This window comes from Falsibacillus pallidus (genome assembly GCF_050990905.1).
Lineage (GTDB): Bacteria > Bacillota > Bacilli > Bacillales > DSM-25281 > Falsibacillus > Falsibacillus pallidus_A.
This window is the reverse complement of the sequence record NZ_CP158866.1, coordinates 1,669,047-1,688,088: the sequence shown is the minus strand read 5'-3', so window position 1 is coordinate 1,688,088 and position 19,042 is coordinate 1,669,047. Positions and strand designations below refer to the sequence as shown.

The following is a 19,042-nucleotide window of genomic DNA, read 5'->3' as shown; positions in this document are numbered from 1 at the left end:
ATGAATACTGAAAAAGACAATGACTTTTCCGAGACACATTTACCCTTCACGAGTATTTCCAGCGGTGATGGACTTGCAATACTGCCTGATCTTTATGTGCTCCCGGTTCAAATTGCCAACATTATAATAATAGGAAATCCCGATGATTCGGACCATTTTGTTCTGGTAGATGCGGGAATGCCGCATTCACATAAAATGATCATTGAAGCCTGTGAAGCTAGATTCGGCTCTGGATGTAAGCCTAAAGGAATCATCTTGACACATGGTCATTTTGATCATGTTGGTGCTTTATCCGCTTTATGCGACCACTGGGATGTTCCTGTTTTTGCCCATAAAGACGAAACACCTTATCTGGATGGACGAAAGGATTACCTCCCTCCTGATCCAACTGTCAATGGAGGCCTTGTTACAGAATTATCACATTTCTTTCCATACCACGGAATCAATATTTCGAGAAATCTGCATCCATTGCCTAAAGACGGGTCCATCCCAATCCTCGGCAACTGGAAATGGATCCACACACCTGGACATACCCCTGGTCACATCTCATTATTCCGGGAAGCGGACAAAACCCTTATCGCAGGCGATGCATTTGTAACGGTGAAACAAGAGTCCCTTTATAAAGTTCTTGTACAGGAAACTGAATTCAGCGGCCCTCCTAAGTATTTCACCACAGATTGGAAAGCAGCAGAAAAATCCGTCAAGAAACTGCATTCCCTTCATCCAAGACTCGCCGTATGCGGACACGGACTCCCGGTTTACGAGGATGAACTTGAAACAGGTTTGGCAGAACTCACTGTAAGCTTTAAAGAAATTGCAGTGCCAAAACAAGGAAAATATATTCATTAAGAAAAGCAAAGTCTCTAGCCTGCGGAACTGGACAAAAAAAAGCCCGGATCAACATCATCCGGGCTTCTTTCAAAACTCTTCCAGCACTTCATCTATATCTACGTATTCTATCGAAAAATCCTCTTCCCCCAAATTAACCGTATCCTCAAGTAATTGATCAATATCCATATACTGATACCTCCTCAATTAGTGGACAACCTCTATCTTATTAATAAACTTCGAACAAATTAAAACAGGTATGGGGGTCGTTTTAAAAAATAAAAAAAAGCCTTCCACTTTGGAAGACCTTCATACTCCTGAAGCAACTAAAAACAGATAAAAAATCAGTCCCATGACCAGCAGCAATGCCCTGATAATGATATTTGCGACGGCCCCCTGCATGAGCCTTTTCTTTATCAGCAAATATACAGAAAATGCAAGACCCAAAACGATGCAGACGATAAAGAAAGGAATCGTTGCGCTCCCTGCGAAATTGGTGAATAATGCGATGACCCCGGCAAGAGGAAATATTAAAGGCAAGAGATTTTTCAATAATGTTTTGCTGTTCATAATATTCATGCTCCTTTACCTGCATATGGACATATCATAACATGAAACACTGCTCTGAAAAAAACAATGCCCCAGATGACAAAAATCAAGAAGAACCCCATTACTGGGGTCCTTCATCGTTAAGCAGACAATTCTAATTCAATGATTTCTCTCAAATGTTTCCTTGCCCTGTAAATCCTCGTCTTGACTGTAGCAGGATTCAATTGCAGTTTTTCTGCAATTTCACACTCCTTCATTCCATATTGAATGCGGAGAATCATTACTTCCTGCTGGCTGTCCGGGAGGCTGAGGATGCATCTCTTCAATTCTTTCTTTAACATGTTTGCCTCTACCTCATTTTCAACCAATTCAAGCCGGATATCCTGATGTTTCCACGGTTCAATATCATCAACAATCGTTTCATTCATCCTTTTCTCTTTACGAAGAAAATCGATGGCAGTTCGGGCAGCGATGGAGGAAAGCCATGAGCCGATTTTACTCTCATCTTCTACTGAATGACATTTTTTAAACGCCTTGAGAAAAGTTTCTTGCAGGATATCTTCTGCCAGGGCAGCATCACGAATGATTCTAAATCCGATCTGGTAGACAAGCTTATGATATTTTTCATACATTTCTTCAAAGCTAATGGTGATTGGCTGAAGACAGCTCATGGCATTTCCCTCCCTTTCAAGAGACTTACTCTAATTCCCCGATAATTCTTTCAGGGATTCCTTTTTTACCGATCCAGCGAAAATCCATGTCGTTGACACCTTTATAATGAATGGCGATTACATATTGTTGGCCGTTATTCCATAAAGCGTCATCAATCATTTGTTTTACTTCAGACTCGGAATCGGTTTTGACCGTTTTTCCTTCTTTCGTCATTTCTTTAAATCGCTGTTCAACTGACTTATCACCGCTGAACTTGTTAAAGTCGCTGTCTTTAGCAACCATAATGGACGATATATCTTCCGGCTTTAATTCAATGTCCTGAAAGATGTTTTCTTGCTTCAAATAGTCTAATAGCGTTCTGTAATTTTTTGATAGTGGAGCATAGATTGTTTTATCGTTATTTAATAAAATACTGATCTGGTATGGACTTTCTTCAGAATCTACTATATCGTCATAAGATTGATTAAGTATGTCTGTTTTGATAAGCCCCATAATTTTATTTGTTTTATCAGGCTCCGTTACAGCCGCTCTGCGATTGAACGGTCCTTCAAAGGAGAATGTTATTTTTTCAGCCATTTCGTTTTCCACATTCAACACGTCATATCTCGTTTTCTTATACTCTTCTGATGAGTAGATATCAGAGAGCTGCTTTTTAAATAATTCCTTTTCAATGCGATATTCCCTGACAATCTTCTTGCCATTTTTCAATTCATAGACAATGAACACTGATCGACTTTCTTCAGGTGGAATGATGCGGCTGCTCGGATGCGAAACAATGGCTTTATGAAGGGCAATGACATTTTTGATATCTTCTTCACCATTTAGATATCGTGGTCTCTTGATCCCCGCATCATCTTCCCCTCTGAGATAATCATAATACCCTTGACTGATATAAACTTTCTCTACCTTGGAAGCTTCAGGCAGTTTCTTTTCATAATGGAAAACATCGAAGTGAACCAACAACCCAACTATCAGCACAGCAGCGATGTAGATTCCAAGGCCTTTCCAATGAAAAGAAATCCTCCATGACTTCTGAATGAGCATTTCTGCCAGTATATAGCCAACCAATGCCCCCGCCGCATAGCCGAATACAATCCATGGCCATGTATCCTGCATCGCACCGAAATAAGCGCCGCCAAGCATCATGACACAAAAAGATACGCAGTACTTGAATATTGGCTTTAAGGATGAGAAAGCAAGTGCCTGGGATACCCCTTCCAGCTTCCTCTTTTTATAGATCCATAAAGAGGCAAGATATAGAATAATCGCAATGATGATATAAAAGATAACTTCTTTTCCACTTAAAAGATGCTGCCCGAAACTCACTTGTCTTGTAAGAGGCGAATACTTTTCGATTTCTTTGTTCATAAAATAGTCTCTTGGGAAGCCAATCAGAAAGTATTTCAGATTGACACTGAATAAAATCAGTATCCCAGCAGGGAAGACGACAAAAATATAGGTAAGAACCCCCTGCACTGCTGATAATCCCGTAAGCATTCCGACGAAAACACCCGCCGTGAATAATACAACATTGATCAAACTAGTGATTCCCATCCAGATGAAGACGTCTTCCGGCTTGTAGTACATGTTCACATCCAACACACCGTATTGAATCAGTACCACCACACCTGTCAGTAGAACAGGAAGGATTAAGTAAAGAATTCCAGCGAGTGAATAATGATAGAAGATTTTTTCCCTTTTCATCGGCAGGCTGTGAATCAAGTCTGAAGTCTGCTTAACTTGCAAATAACGGAACAAGAAGATTGATAGACCGATAGGAACGATGATAGAGATCAGCATCAGCAGGTCGGAATTGATTTCAAAAAGGTTCTGGAATTGCCTGTAATACCCCTGTTCATCCCTGGAGGAAAGCATCAATATTTCAAGCGGCAATGCAAAAAGGAGTGCCAGAAGATAGATAATGCCAACCCAGCCGATGCTACGGTTGATTTGTTTCAATAGCTCCTTATTAATCCATGATATTTTTGATGACATATCCAACATCCCCCATTTCATAAATAAAGATTTCTTCAAGGGTCAGCGGCAGCAGATCAAAAATAACCGGATTATATCTTTCAACCATTTCAGCGATTCTGTCTTCATTGCCCTTTACAATGGCAAGTACGACACTTCCCCTATTTTCCCGATGAAGCGGATCAAGTGCTTCTAACAATTCATTTGGCACATTGTCTTTAAAAGCAACTTGTATTTTATGAATGCTTGTTTTTAAATCATCCAGCTCTTTTTCAAACAATAGCCTACCTCCATGCAAAACGCCTACATGGTCACAAATATCCTCCACTTCTCGCAGATTATGTGAAGAAATCAATATCGTCATTTCACGTTCAGCCACATCTTCAATCAACAGGCTCTTTACTTTTTTCCTGACAACCGGGTCCAATCCATCCATCGGTTCGTCCAAGATGAGAACTTCCGGCATCGTCGAGAGAGCCAAAATGAATGCAGCCTGCCTCTGTACACCTTTTGAAAATTTATGTAGACGCTTCTTGCTGTCGATTTGAAATTCCTGAACCAATTTCATGTAACGTGCATCATTCCATCCAGGATAAGTATTTTTAAAGAATTGCGCCATCTGATCGAGGCTAAATTGCGAGAAGAATGTTGGGGCATCAGGAATAAAAAAGATTTTATCTTTTATTGAGGGGTTCTCAAATACCGGCTCCCCTTCTATCTCGACGCTTCCTTCCTCCTGCAGGTAGATCCCTGACAAAGTTTTCAGTAAAGTTGTTTTACCTGCTCCATTCGAACCAAGCAACCCATAAATTGAACCTTTACGGATCTGGAACGAGACATTGTGTATGATCTCGACTCCATCTATTGATTTTTTGATATCATTCATTTTTATCATTCGATAATCCTCCCCCCACTGCAGGTTCTATCTCTTTAATAAGGCAGATCAGTTCATCCACACTCATCCCCAGGTATAGCGCTTCGGAAATCATCTTCCGTAAATCCCTTTTTACTTTTTTTAGCTTTTCTGAGTCTTGGACTTCTCCAGAAGGAGTGACAAAACTGCCTCTGCCTTTTACTGAATAAATATAACCTTGTGTTTCCAGCTCTCTGTAAGCCTTTTGTATTGTATTCGGATTTATCGTTAAATCGCTTGCCAGTGCCCGCACTGATGGAAGCTGCTCATCTGCCTTCAGTACTTCATTAATGATCAATTCTTTCAATTTCTCAACAAGCTGTTCATAAATCGGCTTTCTGCTTCTTAAATCCAACTCAAGCATATACACCCTCCCGTCTGTATCAAGTGTACTACGTGTCTTAATACAGTTAGATTATAATACAACCATTTCCAAAAAGAAACCCCTTTTTTATAAAAATTTTCCAAACAAAAATCGGGAAGTGACAGGCACTCCCCGATTTTTGTCGATTTTTCTTACCATTCATTTATTGTCTTGCGGAATCCATAGTATGGACGGAATTGAAGTTTTTCGTAGTAGGATTGGGAACTGCTTGATCCCAAAAGTTCCAACCTTGTTTCCGGAAATGCCTCATGGATGAATCTCAGCAAAGCTGTTCCAATGCCCAGTCCTCTATATTCCTTGCTGCAAATGAGTTCACACACATATAAAGATACATGGCCATCTGTAATCCCACGAACACATCCAACAATCTTATTCTCAATCAATGCAACACAGGAGGCATTAGAATTTTCCCATGCTTTCTTTGTCTGCTCTGCATTTTCCACTAGGTTACTCCATCCTTCTGCAGCATACAACTGAATAATGGCAGGAAAGTCTGAATTCTCGAACTGACGTATCTGGATACTCTTTTTATCTTCCATTTCTCTTCCCCGCTTCCAATATCAATTTCACTCCAAAGATTGAACCGGAAATTTTACGGAACCAGCCGGTCGCAGTCCCTCGGAAACGCCGATGCTTCCCTCACATTTTTCAGCCCTAAAAGCTTTGACGTCAATCTCTCCAATCCGATTGCAAAACCACCATGCGGCGGTGCTCCAAACCGGAAAGTATTTAAGTAGCTCTCAAATTCTATCGGATTTAATCCTTTTTCTTCAAAAGACTTCTCCAGCAATTCATACTCATGGATTCTTTGCCCGCCTGAAGTGATTTCCGTACCCCGGAACAATAAGTCAAATGACTTCGTTTTTCCTGGCTGTTCAGAATCTGGCATCGTATACATCGGACGGGTTTCCACTGGATAATGGGTAATGAAAACAAATGGTGAACCATATGTTTCTTGAAAATATTTACATATCAGCATTTCTCCTTCACCATCCAGGTCTCCTTCCGGGGATGACTTCCCAAATGATTCATGAAGGATATCATGTGCTTCTTGAAGGGAAATCCTTGGAAATTCCCCCAGCTCAGGGATTTCGCATTCCAATACAGCCAGTTCCTTTTCGCAGGTTACCTTCAAGTACTGAAAAATATGAACCAGTGCTTCATTTTCCATTTCCATGATTTCCTCGAATCCTTCGATGAAGCCCATTTCGGCATCCAGCGAAGTATATTCATTCAAGTGGCGCGATGAATTATGCTGCTCCGCCCTGAAGACCGGACCAATTTCATAAACCCTTTCATATCCAGCAGCAACCATCATTTGCTTATAAAATTGAGGGGATTGAGCCAAAAATGCTTCCTTGCCGAAGTAGTCCAGTTTGAAAACATTCGCTCCACCTTCAGCTCCCTGCGCCACCAATTTAGGGGTGAACATCTGCATGAATCCCTTACTTCTCATAAATTCCTCGAACGCCCCCGTGATGGCCGATTGAATTCTAAAAATGGCCTGCGTCCTTTCATTCCTCATCGAAATTACTCGATGATTAAGGATGAGATCCAGGTTCGCATCCAACTCTTTTTTATTGACTTCAAATGGCAAAGCTTCTGATTTTGATAGGATGTGGATGTCGTCTACAATTACTTCAACCCCATTTTTCTGTTGTCCGGTAGCAACGGCCTTTCCCTTTACAACAATAGCCGATTCATTCTCAACCTTCATGCCCGCAAACTGTTTTTCAAGGACACACTGGACAAATCCTGTCCGGTCTTTCAAAATGACGAAACTTACACTCTTCAAATGTCTGACCCTATGGACCCAGCCCTTCAGAATGATGCTTTGGCCAATGTAATTTCCACATTCAGAAGCGAGTACACGATTTCCTTTTTCCATTCCTTATTCCTCCTAATTAATTCATTTTCATATTGGCGATCATCATCATAATCATCAGATTCGGAATTCATTGTACTCACCTCCCTATTAGAAAAGCGCAAGCGCCTCGATCAGCCCCAACCAGCATAAGACGAAACTCGAAGGAAATCCTGATTTCCGTAGAGGTGCGGTATATGACTCGAGGGGCTAGGCGCTGGAGCTAGACAAAAAGAAAAGCGCAAGCGCCTCGATCAGCCCCGACCAGCATAAGACGAAACTCGAAGGAAATCCTGATTTCCGTAGAGGTGCGGCTTATGACTCGAGGGGCTAGGCGCTGGAGCTAGACAATTCTTCAATTTCTAAAGCAATGAAATTGTAACTTAGTGTATAAAAGCATAAAAAAAATACCCGCCCCTAAAAAGGGACGGATATTCTATCCGCGGTACCACCCGGTTTGCTTTTTCAGCCACTCGCGACAAAGTAACGTTTGTCAAACGGCTGCCCCTACTCTATTTCAAGGCAGCACTCAGAGGTGTCTTTCTTCCGCCCTTGAATGCATTCTTTTCAGCTTCCGAATGCTCTCTAAGAATCAGGGTGCGAAATACTCTTCCTCATCACCGATTTGAATGATTAAAAATAGTATATTCCTTTTAAGAAAAAATGCAAGATAATTTTTCCAAATAAGGCGAATTGATTAGATCTTTACTCCCTAAATGCTTCCGTCCTTCTCTACTTCCATGATAGGAGCAGGGCCGCCATCATTATCTGATATCTCCCGCTTTTGTTTGAGGATGCGCTTCACTTCTTCACGCTTCGCTTTATGAACCAGGATATAGAGGGAATCCTTTGGTAAGAGAACTGTATTCCCTACTGGAGTTATTAATCGATCCTGTCGAACCACAGCAGTGATCAGCGTATTGTCCGGCAAATTGACACAGCGGATTTCTTCTCCTGCGATAAGTGCATCTTCTTCAATTGCTACTTCAATTATTTCATTGTTAGTTTTTCCTATGGAAATTAGTTCGAGTGTATGTGCAGTTTCTTTTTTCTCTCCGCCCGAAAATTTTAAAAGGGAAGCCAACTTAGAAATGCTGGCACCTTGTATAAGAGCAGAGGTCAGCACAACAAAGAATACCGCGTTGAAGAGCAGTCTCCCATTTTCGATGCCTGCCACCAACGGATAGGTAGCGATAACAATCGGAACAGCCCCTTTCAGTCCCGCCCATGAAATGAAAATCTTTTCATTGACACTGTACTTGGCAAACATCAGACTGAGAAAAACTCCAAACGGCCTTGCCAATAAAATGGCAATCAAGGATAAAGCAATCCCCTGCCAAGAAATTAATAATAGCTGCTCCGGAAATACCAGTAGACCCAAAAGCATGAACATGACAATCTGACTCATCCAAGCGAATCCTTCATTAAATCGTAAAATGGAATGCCGGTAAGTGAGATCTGCATTTCCCACAACTAGTGCCATTACATATACAGCCAGGAGCCCGCTTGCGTGGAAAAGGGTTGCAGCACCAAACGTAAAGACGGCGAGAGCAATGGATAAAACGGGATACAATCCAGAAGAATCAAGGCTGATTTTGTTTATGATCCATACAGCCAGCTTTCCTAAGAGATAGCCTAAAATCAACCCTGCAGCCATTTCCCATACGAAACTGAAGATAAGTCCAGGTATGGAGGTATCCGGTTCCTGAATCAGTTCCAAAATAGAAACTGTCAGGAAAATAGCCATCGGATCATTGGTGCCGGATTCGGCTTCCAGGGTGGAAGTCAGCTTTGTTTTAATATTCTTATTACCTAGAACAGCAAAAACTGCAGCTGCATCTGTTGAGCCGACAATCGCTCCGAACAGCATGCTTTCTGGCCAATTCAGGCCCAATATGTATTTGGCAGCGGTCCCAATGACAGCCGTAGTGCCAATGACGCCGAGAGTCGCCAATGAAAGAGCTGGTTTATAGACTTTTTTAATATGGGATGATTTTGTTTTGAAGCCGCCTTCGAAAAGAATGACGATCAAGGCAAGCGTTCCGATGAATTGAGTTAAGATGGCATTATCGAAATAGATGTAGCGGTTTAGGAGCATTCCAACCAAGATGAAAAACACTAGCGAGGGCAATCCTAATCTGGATGAAAACTTTGCAGTAAATACTCCGGTAATCAAAAGAAGGGCCATTACTAAAATCGTACTTTCTACAGCAAAATTCATTTTGTCCCCCTTTCCCTCCTTTAATTATAGTCTTAAAAAGGCGAAAGAACAATGAATAGCACCTAAGCAGTGGATCTCTTTATAAACACAAAGAAGAACTTAATTATTAGTTATCACAACAATAAAAAAAGCAGCAAAAGGCTGCTTTTAGTTAAGGTTTATTCAATTCCTTTTTATCCTTACTGTAAATAATCAATCGGTAAGGATCATCTTTGACTGCCCTCTTCGCTTCATCAGAATGGATTAATTCATTCACTTCATTTTCTATTTTCTCCGCCAGACGTTTGGCTTCAGGGGATTTTGAATCGACGCTTGTTTTAATGGTGATAGTCAATGGAAGTGGATGGAAAGAATACCCCACTCCTCTTACCTTATATTCACTTTTGCTCATCAGACCTTCTGCGATTGCAGAGATGACTGGCTGCCACCGTTGTTCCATTTCAACAAATTTCATTTTGGCCAGATGGATTTTAATATGAATATCCGTAAGCCCATTTTCCTTTAATGCTTCGGCAGCTGCACCTTTGATCTTTTCCCTTTGTTCCGCACTGTCCGTGTCCGGAAGCTCAATTTCTACTTCCTTCTCTTTTTCATTTGTACCCAATGTCCTGAATGACAGTTTTTCTGCCTCCAGCTTTTTCACGATTGCATCCATTGCTTGTTCTGTCCTGCTTGGATTTCTTTCATCCACGTTAGTTTCTGCCGGTGCTTTTTCAACTTGTATTTTATATGCATCATATTGCCAGCTGTCGAGTATCTTCTTAGTTTTTTTCTTGATTTCACCTTTGACACTCGAGTAATATTTTTCCGATCCCCCAACGGTAACGGACACCGTTTTTTTAGGAACAAAACTTACACCGGCTCCCTCAATTTTATATCCTGCATCCTTGAGCTCCCCATAAATTCTCTCCGAAATGGACATCTGTGATTTAAATATCAATTTCAGGTAGGGAATCTTGGCAGCAACTTGTTCCACAGCGGGCGACACAAAGGCAGATCCAATAAATAGCCCAATCATTAAGACCGCGGCGGAACTGATGAAAGTAATTCTTTTCATCACACGCCTATCCCGTTTCTTTTCTGAATTCAATTTTAAATTGACCTTTTCTTTGATTCGTCCAGCAATCTCTTCATCAAAATACTGCTCTTCAAAGTGCTTTTTCACTTCGCTCAATTCACGATCCATTAAGTACATCTCCTTCCTGGAGCTCAATCTTGTCTTTCAGAAGTGCCCTTCCTCTCGCCAGCCTCGTCTTCACGGTATTTTCATTCAATTGAAGCGCATCAGCTGCTTCACTGATTTTCAAGTCCTGGAAATAATGAAGAATGATCACTTCCCTATATTTTTGGGGAAGTGACAATACCAATTGAAGCAGTCTTTCTTTTTCATCCATTTTTAACACTTCAGTCTCAGAGCTTGCACTCTTTTTAAAGTTATCCAATAGAGTAAGAGGAAATTGCAGCAGGCTGAATCCTTTCTTTCTTATATAATCCTTGGAGGTATTAACAGTGATCCGATAAATCCAGGTTTTAATAGAGGATTCATTTCTGAAACCGTCCATATAGCGGTAGCACTTCAAAAATACTTCCTGAGAGATGTCCTCTGCCAAATCTTTGTCCTTAACAATAGAATAAGCTAGTAAATACACATTTTTAGTGTAGAGTTCCATCCATTCCTGGATCAGGGCCTCTTTGTTCAATTCTCCTTCTTCAGAGGAATTCGATTGCCGGCAATCGTTTTTTTCCATCTTTTCTCCTCCTTTCTTACACCCTTTAGACTGAAACTAGATGATTTCGGTTTCAAATTAGACTAAAAATATTAAAAAGGTGCCCCAAAAATTGGGACACCTTAGAAAATCATCATATAATGTTTACTTTGTAAATGCTTCAGTAAGTACTGGCACGATTTGTTTCTTGCGGGAAACAACGCCTTTCAGCACAGCTGTATTGTCTTCTAATTTAACATTATAGGCTTTTTCTACTGCACTTGCTTTTTCTCCCAGTGCCAATGCGACAGAATCGTTTGTCAGAATGTCAGTGACAACAAATAAGAACAGATCTAATCCTTTTTCATTGATGACATATTCCAATGCGCCTTCAAGTTCTGCTTTTCGCTCAAACACTTCAGCAGTATCCACTGCATTTACCTGAGCGATTTCTACTTTTGAATCCCCCATGGAAAATTCCTTAGCATCAAGAGTGATCAAATCATGAACAGTTTTATCGCTTAAATCAGCACCTGCTTTAAGCATTTCCAGTCCATACTGTTCTGCGTCGACCCCGGCGATTTCAGCCAATTCTTTTGCTGCTGCAACATCTTGATCTGTGTATGTTGGGGATTTGAATAAAAGAGAATCAGAAATGATTGCTGAAAGCATCAATCCTGCAATTTCCTTTTTGATGGATACGCCATTTTCTTTGTACATTTTATTTAAAATGGTAGCTGTACATCCAACGGGTTCGCAGCGGTAGTACAAAGGATCGCTCGTTTCGAAGTTGGCGATGCGGTGGTGGTCGATTACTTCTGCTACACGCACTTCCTCAATGTCGCTTACACTTTGCTGGCGTTCGTTGTGGTCGACAAGGATGACCGTTTTCACTTCGTTAGCGACTGTTTCCACAAGGCGCGGCACTTCAGCGTTGAATTGCTTTAAAGCATATTCCGTTTCACCGTTGATTTGGCCAAGCCTTACAGGTTCAGCATCAAATCCTAATTCTTTTTTTAGGTCTGCATAAGCAATCGCAGAACAAATCGTATCTGTATCCGGGTTTTTGTGTCCAAAAATAAGTACTTTTTCCATAGTCAGACTCCTTGATTAACTTGATAATTACGGACCTCTATTGGCAGCCCGCTTCTTAGAATATAGTAACACAAATTAAGAAGAATGTTGAATGTTCCCTATCCAAAATGTTAACAAAAAAAACAGTGAGGAGCTCCCCACTGCCTTAAATTAATCTTCTATTCCCGAAGCTGCTCCAGATCCCAAACATCTGTAGCCCAATTTTGATAAAACTCCGGTTCATGGGAAACCACGATAACCGTTCCTTCATATTTGGCAATGGCTTCAGAGAGTGCATCTTTGGCCTGCACATCTAAATGATTCGTCGGCTCATCGAGAATGATCCAATTGCTGTCTTTCATCATGAGTTCACACAGCCTCACCCTTGTTTGTTCCCCGCCGCTCAAGGAAGCAAGGGGCTGAAAGATATGCTCGGTTTTCAACCCGCATCTCGCCAGTGCTTGGCGCACCTCTTTTTGCGTCATGCCTTCATGCATTGCCCATATATAATCAATCGGCGTCTCTTTTGAAGTTGTATTCCATTCCTGTGCAAAATAAGCTGGAAGGACATTTTCACCATATGTGAGAGACCCATTTATTGGTTGTATCTCACCCAAAAGTGTTTTTAGCATCGTTGATTTACCGATTCCATTATGGCCGGTTATAGCCACTTTCGCTCCCCGCTTTAATTCAAAGGAAATAGGGGGCAGAAGCGCCTCTGAGTACCCCACTTCCAGGCCGCTTGCTTTAGTGATGATTCCTACTGGCCTTTTGGCAACCTTGAAAGAAAATCTTGGCGTCGGAAGGGAATCAGGTTTTTCAATTCGGTCGATCTTTTGCAGCTTTTTCTCCCTTGACTTCGCTTGCTTTGAAGTCGATGCCCTCACCTTGTTTTTTTGAATATAGGTTTCTAATTTTTCAATTTCCTGCTGCTGTCTTATATAATTTGTCAAAGTCTGCTGTTTACGGAACTCATAAGCTTGGATAAAGGTTTGATAATTACCGATATACCTCGTTAACTGTTTGAATTCCAAATGATAGATAACATTCACAACTTCATTTAAAAAAGAAGTATCATGTGATATCAAAATGAAGGAATGCGGGTAGGATTTCAAATACTCCTTCAGCCACTCAATATGTGCAGTATCCAGGTAATTGGTTGGTTCATCAAGCAGCAGCACCTCCGGCTGTTCCAGCAATAGCTTGGCAAGAAGCAGCTTTGTCCGCTGCCCTCCGCTCAATTCGCTTACATCTCTATCCATTCCCAATGCCGTTATGCCGAGTCCATTGCAAATTTCATCGATGTTTGTGTCGATCAGATAAAAGTTTTCCTGATAGAGGCGTTCCTGAAGCGTCGAGTAGCGCATAAATGCCTGCTCGAGTTCTTCCGGTGTATATCCCCCCATTTCATTTGACAATTGGAGCATTTCAGATTCTGCCTCATAGAGATGCTGAAATGCTCTTCTCAAATATTGGCGGATATTGATGCCTTCTGTTAAATCAATATGCTGCTCCAGATGTCCAACATTGACATTTGGAAGCCAATGGACAGATCCGTCGTCCGGCAGGATTGCTCCAGTCAACACCTGCAGCAGCGTTGATTTTCCGGCGCCGTTTGGACCGACCAACCCAACCCTTTCATGCCGAAGCAAGCGAAAGTTAATATCTTTAAAGACTAATTTATCTCCAAAATAATGCGTTAATTTTTCTACAGTGACAATGCTCATGATTTGTCTCTCCTTTATTTTCGGTATCATAAATACCAATCGCAAAACAGGAGGACCCTATTCCATTATGTGAAATCCTTTCAACGAAAAAAGACAGGGAGAATACACCCTGCCTTTCATTCCTTTACAAAGCAGACCAATGCCTTGTAAAAACGAATATAATAAGAGGGTAGGATCAGAATACTTGGTTGTTTTACGATTGGTTTTGGAAAAATGGGCAGACTTCTCCCTTATCAAGCCAAAACCATTTGCAAAACAACGGGTGTATTCATGGGATCCTATCTCTCCTTTGTAAGTAAATTTAAAAGTTCCTCATTATCATAATATTTTCCAGAGTCAATGTAAAGGGTTCATTGCCTAAATTTTCGTATTATTCCAATCCGGCTTTACCATTGAAAAAATAAAAGCATCATTGGATACTTCATGTTGATATAGATAACCCCTTAGTATCCCTTCTTTTTGAAACCCTAATTTCATCAGCAAATTAAATGAAGGTTCATTTTCCAGAAAAGTAACGGCTCCGACCCTATATAGATCCAATTCATCAAAGCAGTATTGAAGCACTATTTTTACTGCCTCGCTGGTATAGCCTTTCTTCCAAGTATCCGGATGGATTTCATAGCCGATTTCGCACCGTTTATTGTGGATTTGCAGGTTATTCAATCCTACAGTGCCGATGAACCTATTATTCTCTTTCAGTACGATTCCCCAGCGGATTCCCCTCTTATCTTGAAAGTTGACTCCAAAAGATGAAATGATTCTTTCTGCTTCCACCTTCTCTTTCAATGAACTCATTCCATAATATTTCGTTACATCGTCATTGGACATGACTGAGAAATAATCCTCCAGATAGTCCATTGTAATCTCCACCAATTTAAGGCGTTCCGTTTCTAAAGTTGGAAAAATCATATGTACCCCTCTTTATCTAGTAATAACAGCACTATAGTATAATTCTATTTCAATTCCATATCACCTGCTTGATTTGATCAGCTCCATTATTTCATTTGGATCATTGATCGCTCGAAAATCAGAAGACCTTTCCGAATCCCAATGTTTATTGAACCACTTTGCATGAAATGGATGCAATCCAGCCTTCTTGGCGCCGTTCAATTCATCAGAACCATTGTCTCCTATGAAAATACTTTCTGTAGTCTCCACCCCCATTTTTCGGCATGCTAGCTCATAGATTTCTACATCAGGTTTGGCATATCCGGTTTGATAAGAGAAAATCACCTCGTCCATGAATGCAGCAATTGGACTTTCTTGCCACGCAGCAATTTCTTCAGCTGCGCAATTACTGATAAGACCAACCTTCATCCCATGGTCCTTTAATTCAGCAAGCATTTTCAGTATATGCTGGTCTACATTTTCAAATGCTGTCCTCTTTGCCTTTATCCTCTCTTTAAGACGCAAGTCGATCAGATGATCATTAGCCTCCACTTCATTCTTAATGAAAATATCCTTAACACATGCTGTAAAGTCTGGAAAAGTCCCATTCATCCTCTCCTCGCGTCTTTTAGACCATTCGATTTTAAACAGGGCTTCTTCCATCCCTATATCCGGTAATTCCTTTAAATATTTTTTTCTCCCATTATCCCATTCCGTGATCAGCGTCTCATATAAATCAAAAAATACAGCCTTAATCATTCTATCCCCCCAACCCTTTATTTCTTCTATATTCTACCATCAAAAGAGGATAGAGTTGTATTTTTGCAAAAGAAAAAGCGACCTCCTTTGTGGAGAATCACTTAATCTGCTAACTTATTTCTTCTTGAAAGAAAACACCAAGGTCGGATGAAACAATTGTGGATGAAAATTCTATGATGCGATATTGGGCAATTCCATTTTGCCAATAAGGATCTTCCTTTAATATCTCTTCAAGCTGAACGCGTGATATATTACCGGCCACAATGATTCCCCCTGTGTTGGAGTGTTTGGGACCGGAAGTCATAAAGGTTTTGTTTTCATAGTATTTTTTCAAGAATTGGTTATGTTGTTCATGGATAAGTTCGTTGCCTTCTATTGGATGATTGAAATCGAGTTCAACAATCAACAAGTTGATCTCCTCCTGTATCTACTGTCTGCATTTGGCAGCTGATAGGATTATACCCTGCCTGTAATTTTTCAAAACCCAATAACTGATAGAAACTGGGAGGATGTTTTTTCCTTTTAGCGAATATTACTGTAATGATATTCGTAGGAAGGATGTTTTTATTGGTAGAACATTTGGCTCCAGCTATTCTGGCATTTTTATGTGTCCTTGCCCTCTCACCTGTATTGATTAAAGCACTCAAGACCTATAATCTCACCCAGCCTATACGAAGCGAACTCCCTTCTGATCATCAATTGAAAAAAGGGACGCCCCTCATGGCTGGAAGCATCTTTCTGATTGGGGTGCTTATTGCTTTGCTTTTCAATGATACGATTTTGATGTATTTCCTTGCAGCAACTTTCATTCTTTTTAGTTTGATAGGTTTTGCAGATGATTTTTGGAAAGCCTCCAGACAGGATCCAGGCGGCATCTCTGGCAAATCGAAGCTTGTGTTTCAGTTTGGATTCACTATTTTCCTTCTGCTCTTTCTGGCACTTCAAATGAACTTGGAGAATACCATTCATCTTACTCACCACATTTCCATCCAGCTTCCGGGAATGATTTATATTGCGGTGATGACCCTTTTCATTGTCGGCTCAGCCAATGCTATCAACTTTACGGATGGAATGGACGGGCTTTTAGGTATGGTGTCCATCCCGACTTATTTTTTCTTTTTTCTTATCTCTGATAAGCCGGAGGTCAAACTATTTAGTCTCATCATGATTGCCTGCCTTGCAGGATTTCTCATTTTCAACCTTTATCCCGCAAAAGCATTTATGGGTGATACAGGTTCTTTGGCATTAGGGGGTTCCCTTTCTTTCTTAGCCGTCATAGAAAAAGTAGAAATTCTCATCCCCCTCCTATTTTTCGTCTACTTGGCAGAACAGTTATCAGTCATCATTCAAGTAGCCGTCTATAAAAGAACAAAGAAGAGAATCTTCAGGATGACCCCTATCCATTATCACTATGGATTGAAATACGGATGGAGCGAAAATATGATCGTAACAGTATTCTCAATCGTCTCCTGGACCACAGTGATTCTCGCATACCTTTATTGGAAGATGTTTTTATCTTAATATAGTTAAACAATCTTCTGTTTTCATGTATCATTAATCGGGAATATAAGAAAGAAACCATTTTAAAGGATGATGTCTATGAATCTTGTAAGATGGTCCTATTCCCGATTAAACCAAATTAAGGGCTATTTTGATGAATACCCTAACTCGACTGTCCAGTTTAAAAGAATCAAAGGATATTACTTTGTGTATAACGTTCATTGGTCAACAGATGACCCGCCGGTAGATAAAAGCACCCTGGAAAAAATGGAATGGCTCTTAAATATTGAACTTGGATTCGAAAAGGAATACCAAAAAAGAAAAAAGTTTCACTCCTAAAATGGTACCCCTGTCAAGGACATAATAAAAAAAGAGATTAAGCAGCTTGAAGATGATTCCTATATTGAATAGGGGTCATCTTTTTTAAATTCCACTGATAACGGTAATTGTTATAGTAAACCATGTAATGATCTATTCTTGATTTCAATTCTTTCAACGTTTTTGCTGTTTTATAATCCACCTCATCCTTCATGTGGCCAAAGAAGGATTCCTGTGGGGCATTGTCCCAACAGTTGCCTCTTCGTGACATAGACTGGCCAAGGCCATATTTCTCTAATAGCTTTTGGTATCGGGGGCTTGTGTAGTGGCTTCCTTGGTCCGAGTGGATAAAGGCTTCTTCATGAAGAGTAACTTTCTTATTGTTCTTCAATTTATGGAGCGTCCTTGTCGCAATGTCCATGGTAATCCGGTCAGATATATGATAAGCCAGGATTTCATTAGTACAGGCATCTTTTACGGTCGACAAATAGGCCATACTATTACCGTTATACGGCAAGTAAGTGATATCCGTCAGTAACACTTTTCCAGGGATCCCCTGCTTGAAGTCCCGGTTTAATTGGTTTGGGACAACCTGATGCTCCTTCGTTGCTTTAGCGATTTTTTTATAAGGATTTGGCTTTCGATGAGGACAGACGATGTCATATTTCCTCATGATTCTCCGGATCTTTCTACGGCTGAAGATAATGCCATACTCATTCTCTAAAATCATTTTAATGGAGCGTGCGCCTTTCTTATATCCACGCCGGTTAAAGGCCTTTAATATGAGTTCCTTGGCTTCAAGGTCCAGTTTCTCCCTTGCCTCCCGGACAGAGGAAGCATTCAGGTAGCTATAATAACCAGAACGCGAAACCTCTAATAGACTACAGAGATACTTGGTCATCCCCCTAAATCCATTTTGTTCAATGGTCTCCTGAATCAATTGATAAGCCTTATTTGGATGTAGGTTTTCGTTTGCCTCTTGCAGCCTCCTTTCTGTCGTTTCTAGCTTTTTTAACAACTCTACCTGTCCTTCCAACAATTCAATTCTAGCCTTTTGTCTTTCGATTACTTCTGAAGGAGTGAGTTCTCGTTGTAAGGGACGACCGGACGCATTTTTCCTTGAATCTGTCAGTCCAATCAAACCATTTTTTTCATAAGCTTTCTTCCACCTATGGGCTGACTGTTCAATTCGTTTTATTCCAATGACCTCCGCATTAAATCCATTCTCCTCAAAGATCTGGCGAGGAAGTTTGCCAGCCTGATATTCATCAATAAATCTACTTTTAAATTCCTCTGTATAGGTAATAGACTTTTCGCTGACCTGTTGTACATTCGGATTTTTTTGAAGTGTTTTTATCTCTTTAGATGAAAAAGTAATTTTACTCATATGTTGTCTCCTAATCCCCATGTTCTGAAATTAAAGTATATAAAAAATACCTGTAGGCTGAACACTCTTTTTTTTGAGTGTCCTACCTACAGGTACCATTTTATCCTGACAGCTCTCTTATTTTAGGGCTGTTTTTTCATAATGAAAAATAAATAGGCAGACAACTCCGGACAAGCGACGATGCAAAAACGTTAAAACAACATATGATATTTTGTGATTCAATATAATTGATAGGAGATGGAACCGAATGTGTTTTTGCAACGAAATGAATAAACAC

At 40.5% G+C, this 19,042-nt stretch carries 20 protein-coding genes and 1 other annotated feature; of the genes, 3 read left to right on the top strand and 17 right to left on the bottom strand.

The features are described from left to right. Nucleotides 1–849 (top strand): MBL fold metallo-hydrolase, encoded by an 849-nt coding sequence (locus ABTV07_RS08865; RefSeq protein ID WP_433750157.1) that lies wholly within the window; start codon nt 1–3, stop codon nt 847–849. A gap of 288 nt (nt 850–1,137) precedes the next feature. On the opposite strand, the gene ABTV07_RS08860 is transcribed toward ABTV07_RS08865, so the two are convergent. From ABTV07_RS08860 to ABTV07_RS08785, 16 genes are all read right to left on the bottom strand, one after another. Continuing rightward, the gene (locus ABTV07_RS08860) at nt 1,138–1,398 is read right to left on the bottom strand and encodes a hypothetical protein (RefSeq protein WP_433750154.1); all 261 of its coding nucleotides are present in this window, start codon (nt 1,396–1,398) and stop codon (nt 1,138–1,140) included. 119 nt (nt 1,399–1,517) lie between these two features. Beyond that, nucleotides 1,518–2,048 (bottom strand): RNA polymerase sigma factor, encoded by a 531-nt coding sequence (locus ABTV07_RS08855; RefSeq protein ID WP_433750151.1) that lies wholly within the window; start codon nt 2,046–2,048, stop codon nt 1,518–1,520. A gap of 25 nt (nt 2,049–2,073) precedes the next feature. Continuing rightward, nucleotides 2,074–4,044: a DUF6449 domain-containing protein gene (locus tag ABTV07_RS08850; protein ID WP_433750149.1), complete on the bottom strand. Its 1,971-nt coding sequence runs from the start codon at nt 4,042–4,044 to the stop codon at nt 2,074–2,076. Beyond that, entirely contained in the window at nt 4,019–4,918 is a 900-nt protein-coding gene (locus ABTV07_RS08845; RefSeq protein ID WP_433750146.1) for an ABC transporter ATP-binding protein, read from the bottom strand. Before ABTV07_RS08845 ends, ABTV07_RS08850 begins: the two co-directional genes overlap by 26 nt. Continuing rightward, the gene (locus ABTV07_RS08840; RefSeq protein WP_433750143.1) at nt 4,902–5,300 is read right to left on the bottom strand and encodes a GntR family transcriptional regulator; all 399 of its coding nucleotides are present in this window, start codon (nt 5,298–5,300) and stop codon (nt 4,902–4,904) included. The genes ABTV07_RS08845 and ABTV07_RS08840 overlap by 17 nt, the downstream gene beginning before the upstream one ends. 152 nt (nt 5,301–5,452) lie before the next feature. Beyond that, nucleotides 5,453–5,860 carry a GNAT family N-acetyltransferase gene (locus ABTV07_RS08835; RefSeq protein WP_433750140.1) on the bottom strand — a complete coding sequence of 136 codons (408 nt, stop codon included), beginning with the start codon at nt 5,858–5,860 and terminating at the stop codon, nt 5,453–5,455. Nucleotides 5,861–5,913: 53 nt separating this feature from the next. Further along, nucleotides 5,914–7,146, bottom strand: coding sequence for an aspartate--tRNA(Asn) ligase (gene aspS / locus ABTV07_RS08830; protein WP_433751163.1), 1,233 nt, complete (start codon nt 7,144–7,146; stop codon nt 5,914–5,916). Beyond that, complete coding sequence (locus ABTV07_RS08825; protein WP_433750137.1) at nt 7,143–7,280, bottom strand: hypothetical protein; 138 nt, start codon at nt 7,278–7,280, stop codon at nt 7,143–7,145. The genes aspS and ABTV07_RS08825 overlap by 4 nt, the downstream gene beginning before the upstream one ends. A gap of 325 nt (nt 7,281–7,605) precedes the next feature. Further along, nucleotides 7,606–7,815: a binding site (T-box leader), on the bottom strand. Nucleotides 7,816–7,897: 82 nt separating this feature from the next. After that, complete coding sequence (locus tag ABTV07_RS08820) at nt 7,898–9,406, bottom strand: potassium/proton antiporter (protein WP_433750134.1); 1,509 nt, start codon at nt 9,404–9,406, stop codon at nt 7,898–7,900. 151 nt (nt 9,407–9,557) lie between these two features. After that, nucleotides 9,558–10,592, bottom strand: a complete 1,035-nt coding sequence (locus ABTV07_RS08815) for a DUF4030 domain-containing protein (RefSeq protein ID WP_433750131.1) — start codon at nt 10,590–10,592, stop codon at nt 9,558–9,560. Beyond that, nucleotides 10,582–11,154 (bottom strand): sigma-70 family RNA polymerase sigma factor, encoded by a 573-nt coding sequence (locus ABTV07_RS08810; protein ID WP_433750129.1) that lies wholly within the window; start codon nt 11,152–11,154, stop codon nt 10,582–10,584. The genes ABTV07_RS08815 and ABTV07_RS08810 overlap by 11 nt, the downstream gene beginning before the upstream one ends. A 123-nt stretch (nt 11,155–11,277) precedes the next feature. Beyond that, entirely contained in the window at nt 11,278–12,207 is a 930-nt protein-coding gene (locus tag ABTV07_RS08805; RefSeq protein WP_433750126.1) for a manganese-dependent inorganic pyrophosphatase, read from the bottom strand. 158 nt (nt 12,208–12,365) lie between these two features. Beyond that, the gene (locus ABTV07_RS08800; protein ID WP_433750123.1) at nt 12,366–13,913 is read right to left on the bottom strand and encodes an ABC-F family ATP-binding cassette domain-containing protein; all 1,548 of its coding nucleotides are present in this window, start codon (nt 13,911–13,913) and stop codon (nt 12,366–12,368) included. A gap of 357 nt (nt 13,914–14,270) precedes the next feature. Continuing rightward, nucleotides 14,271–14,822, bottom strand: coding sequence for a GNAT family N-acetyltransferase (locus ABTV07_RS08795; RefSeq protein WP_433750121.1), 552 nt, complete (start codon nt 14,820–14,822; stop codon nt 14,271–14,273). A gap of 60 nt (nt 14,823–14,882) precedes the next feature. Continuing rightward, a complete protein-coding gene (locus tag ABTV07_RS08790) occupies nt 14,883–15,560 on the bottom strand; it encodes an HAD family hydrolase (RefSeq protein WP_433750118.1) in 678 nt (225 codons plus the stop codon). A gap of 109 nt (nt 15,561–15,669) precedes the next feature. Further along, the gene (locus tag ABTV07_RS08785; RefSeq protein ID WP_433750116.1) at nt 15,670–15,969 is read right to left on the bottom strand and encodes a YciI family protein; all 300 of its coding nucleotides are present in this window, start codon (nt 15,967–15,969) and stop codon (nt 15,670–15,672) included. 149 nt (nt 15,970–16,118) lie between these two features. Here ABTV07_RS08785 and mraY point away from each other — a divergent pair, with 149 nt between their 5' ends. Further along, on the top strand, nt 16,119–17,081 hold the full coding sequence (gene mraY, locus ABTV07_RS08780; RefSeq protein ID WP_433750113.1) for a phospho-N-acetylmuramoyl-pentapeptide-transferase: 963 nt from the start codon (nt 16,119–16,121) through the stop codon (nt 17,079–17,081). A 78-nt stretch (nt 17,082–17,159) separates the two neighbouring features. After that, complete coding sequence (locus ABTV07_RS08775; protein WP_433750111.1) at nt 17,160–17,399, top strand: hypothetical protein; 240 nt, start codon at nt 17,160–17,162, stop codon at nt 17,397–17,399. A gap of 37 nt (nt 17,400–17,436) precedes the next feature. Here the strand turns inward: ABTV07_RS08775 and ABTV07_RS08770 are convergent, their stop codons facing one another. After that, nucleotides 17,437–18,765: an IS3 family transposase gene (locus ABTV07_RS08770; protein WP_433750108.1), complete on the bottom strand. Its 1,329-nt coding sequence runs from the start codon at nt 18,763–18,765 to the stop codon at nt 17,437–17,439. Between the last annotated feature and the right edge of the window lie 277 nt (nt 18,766–19,042).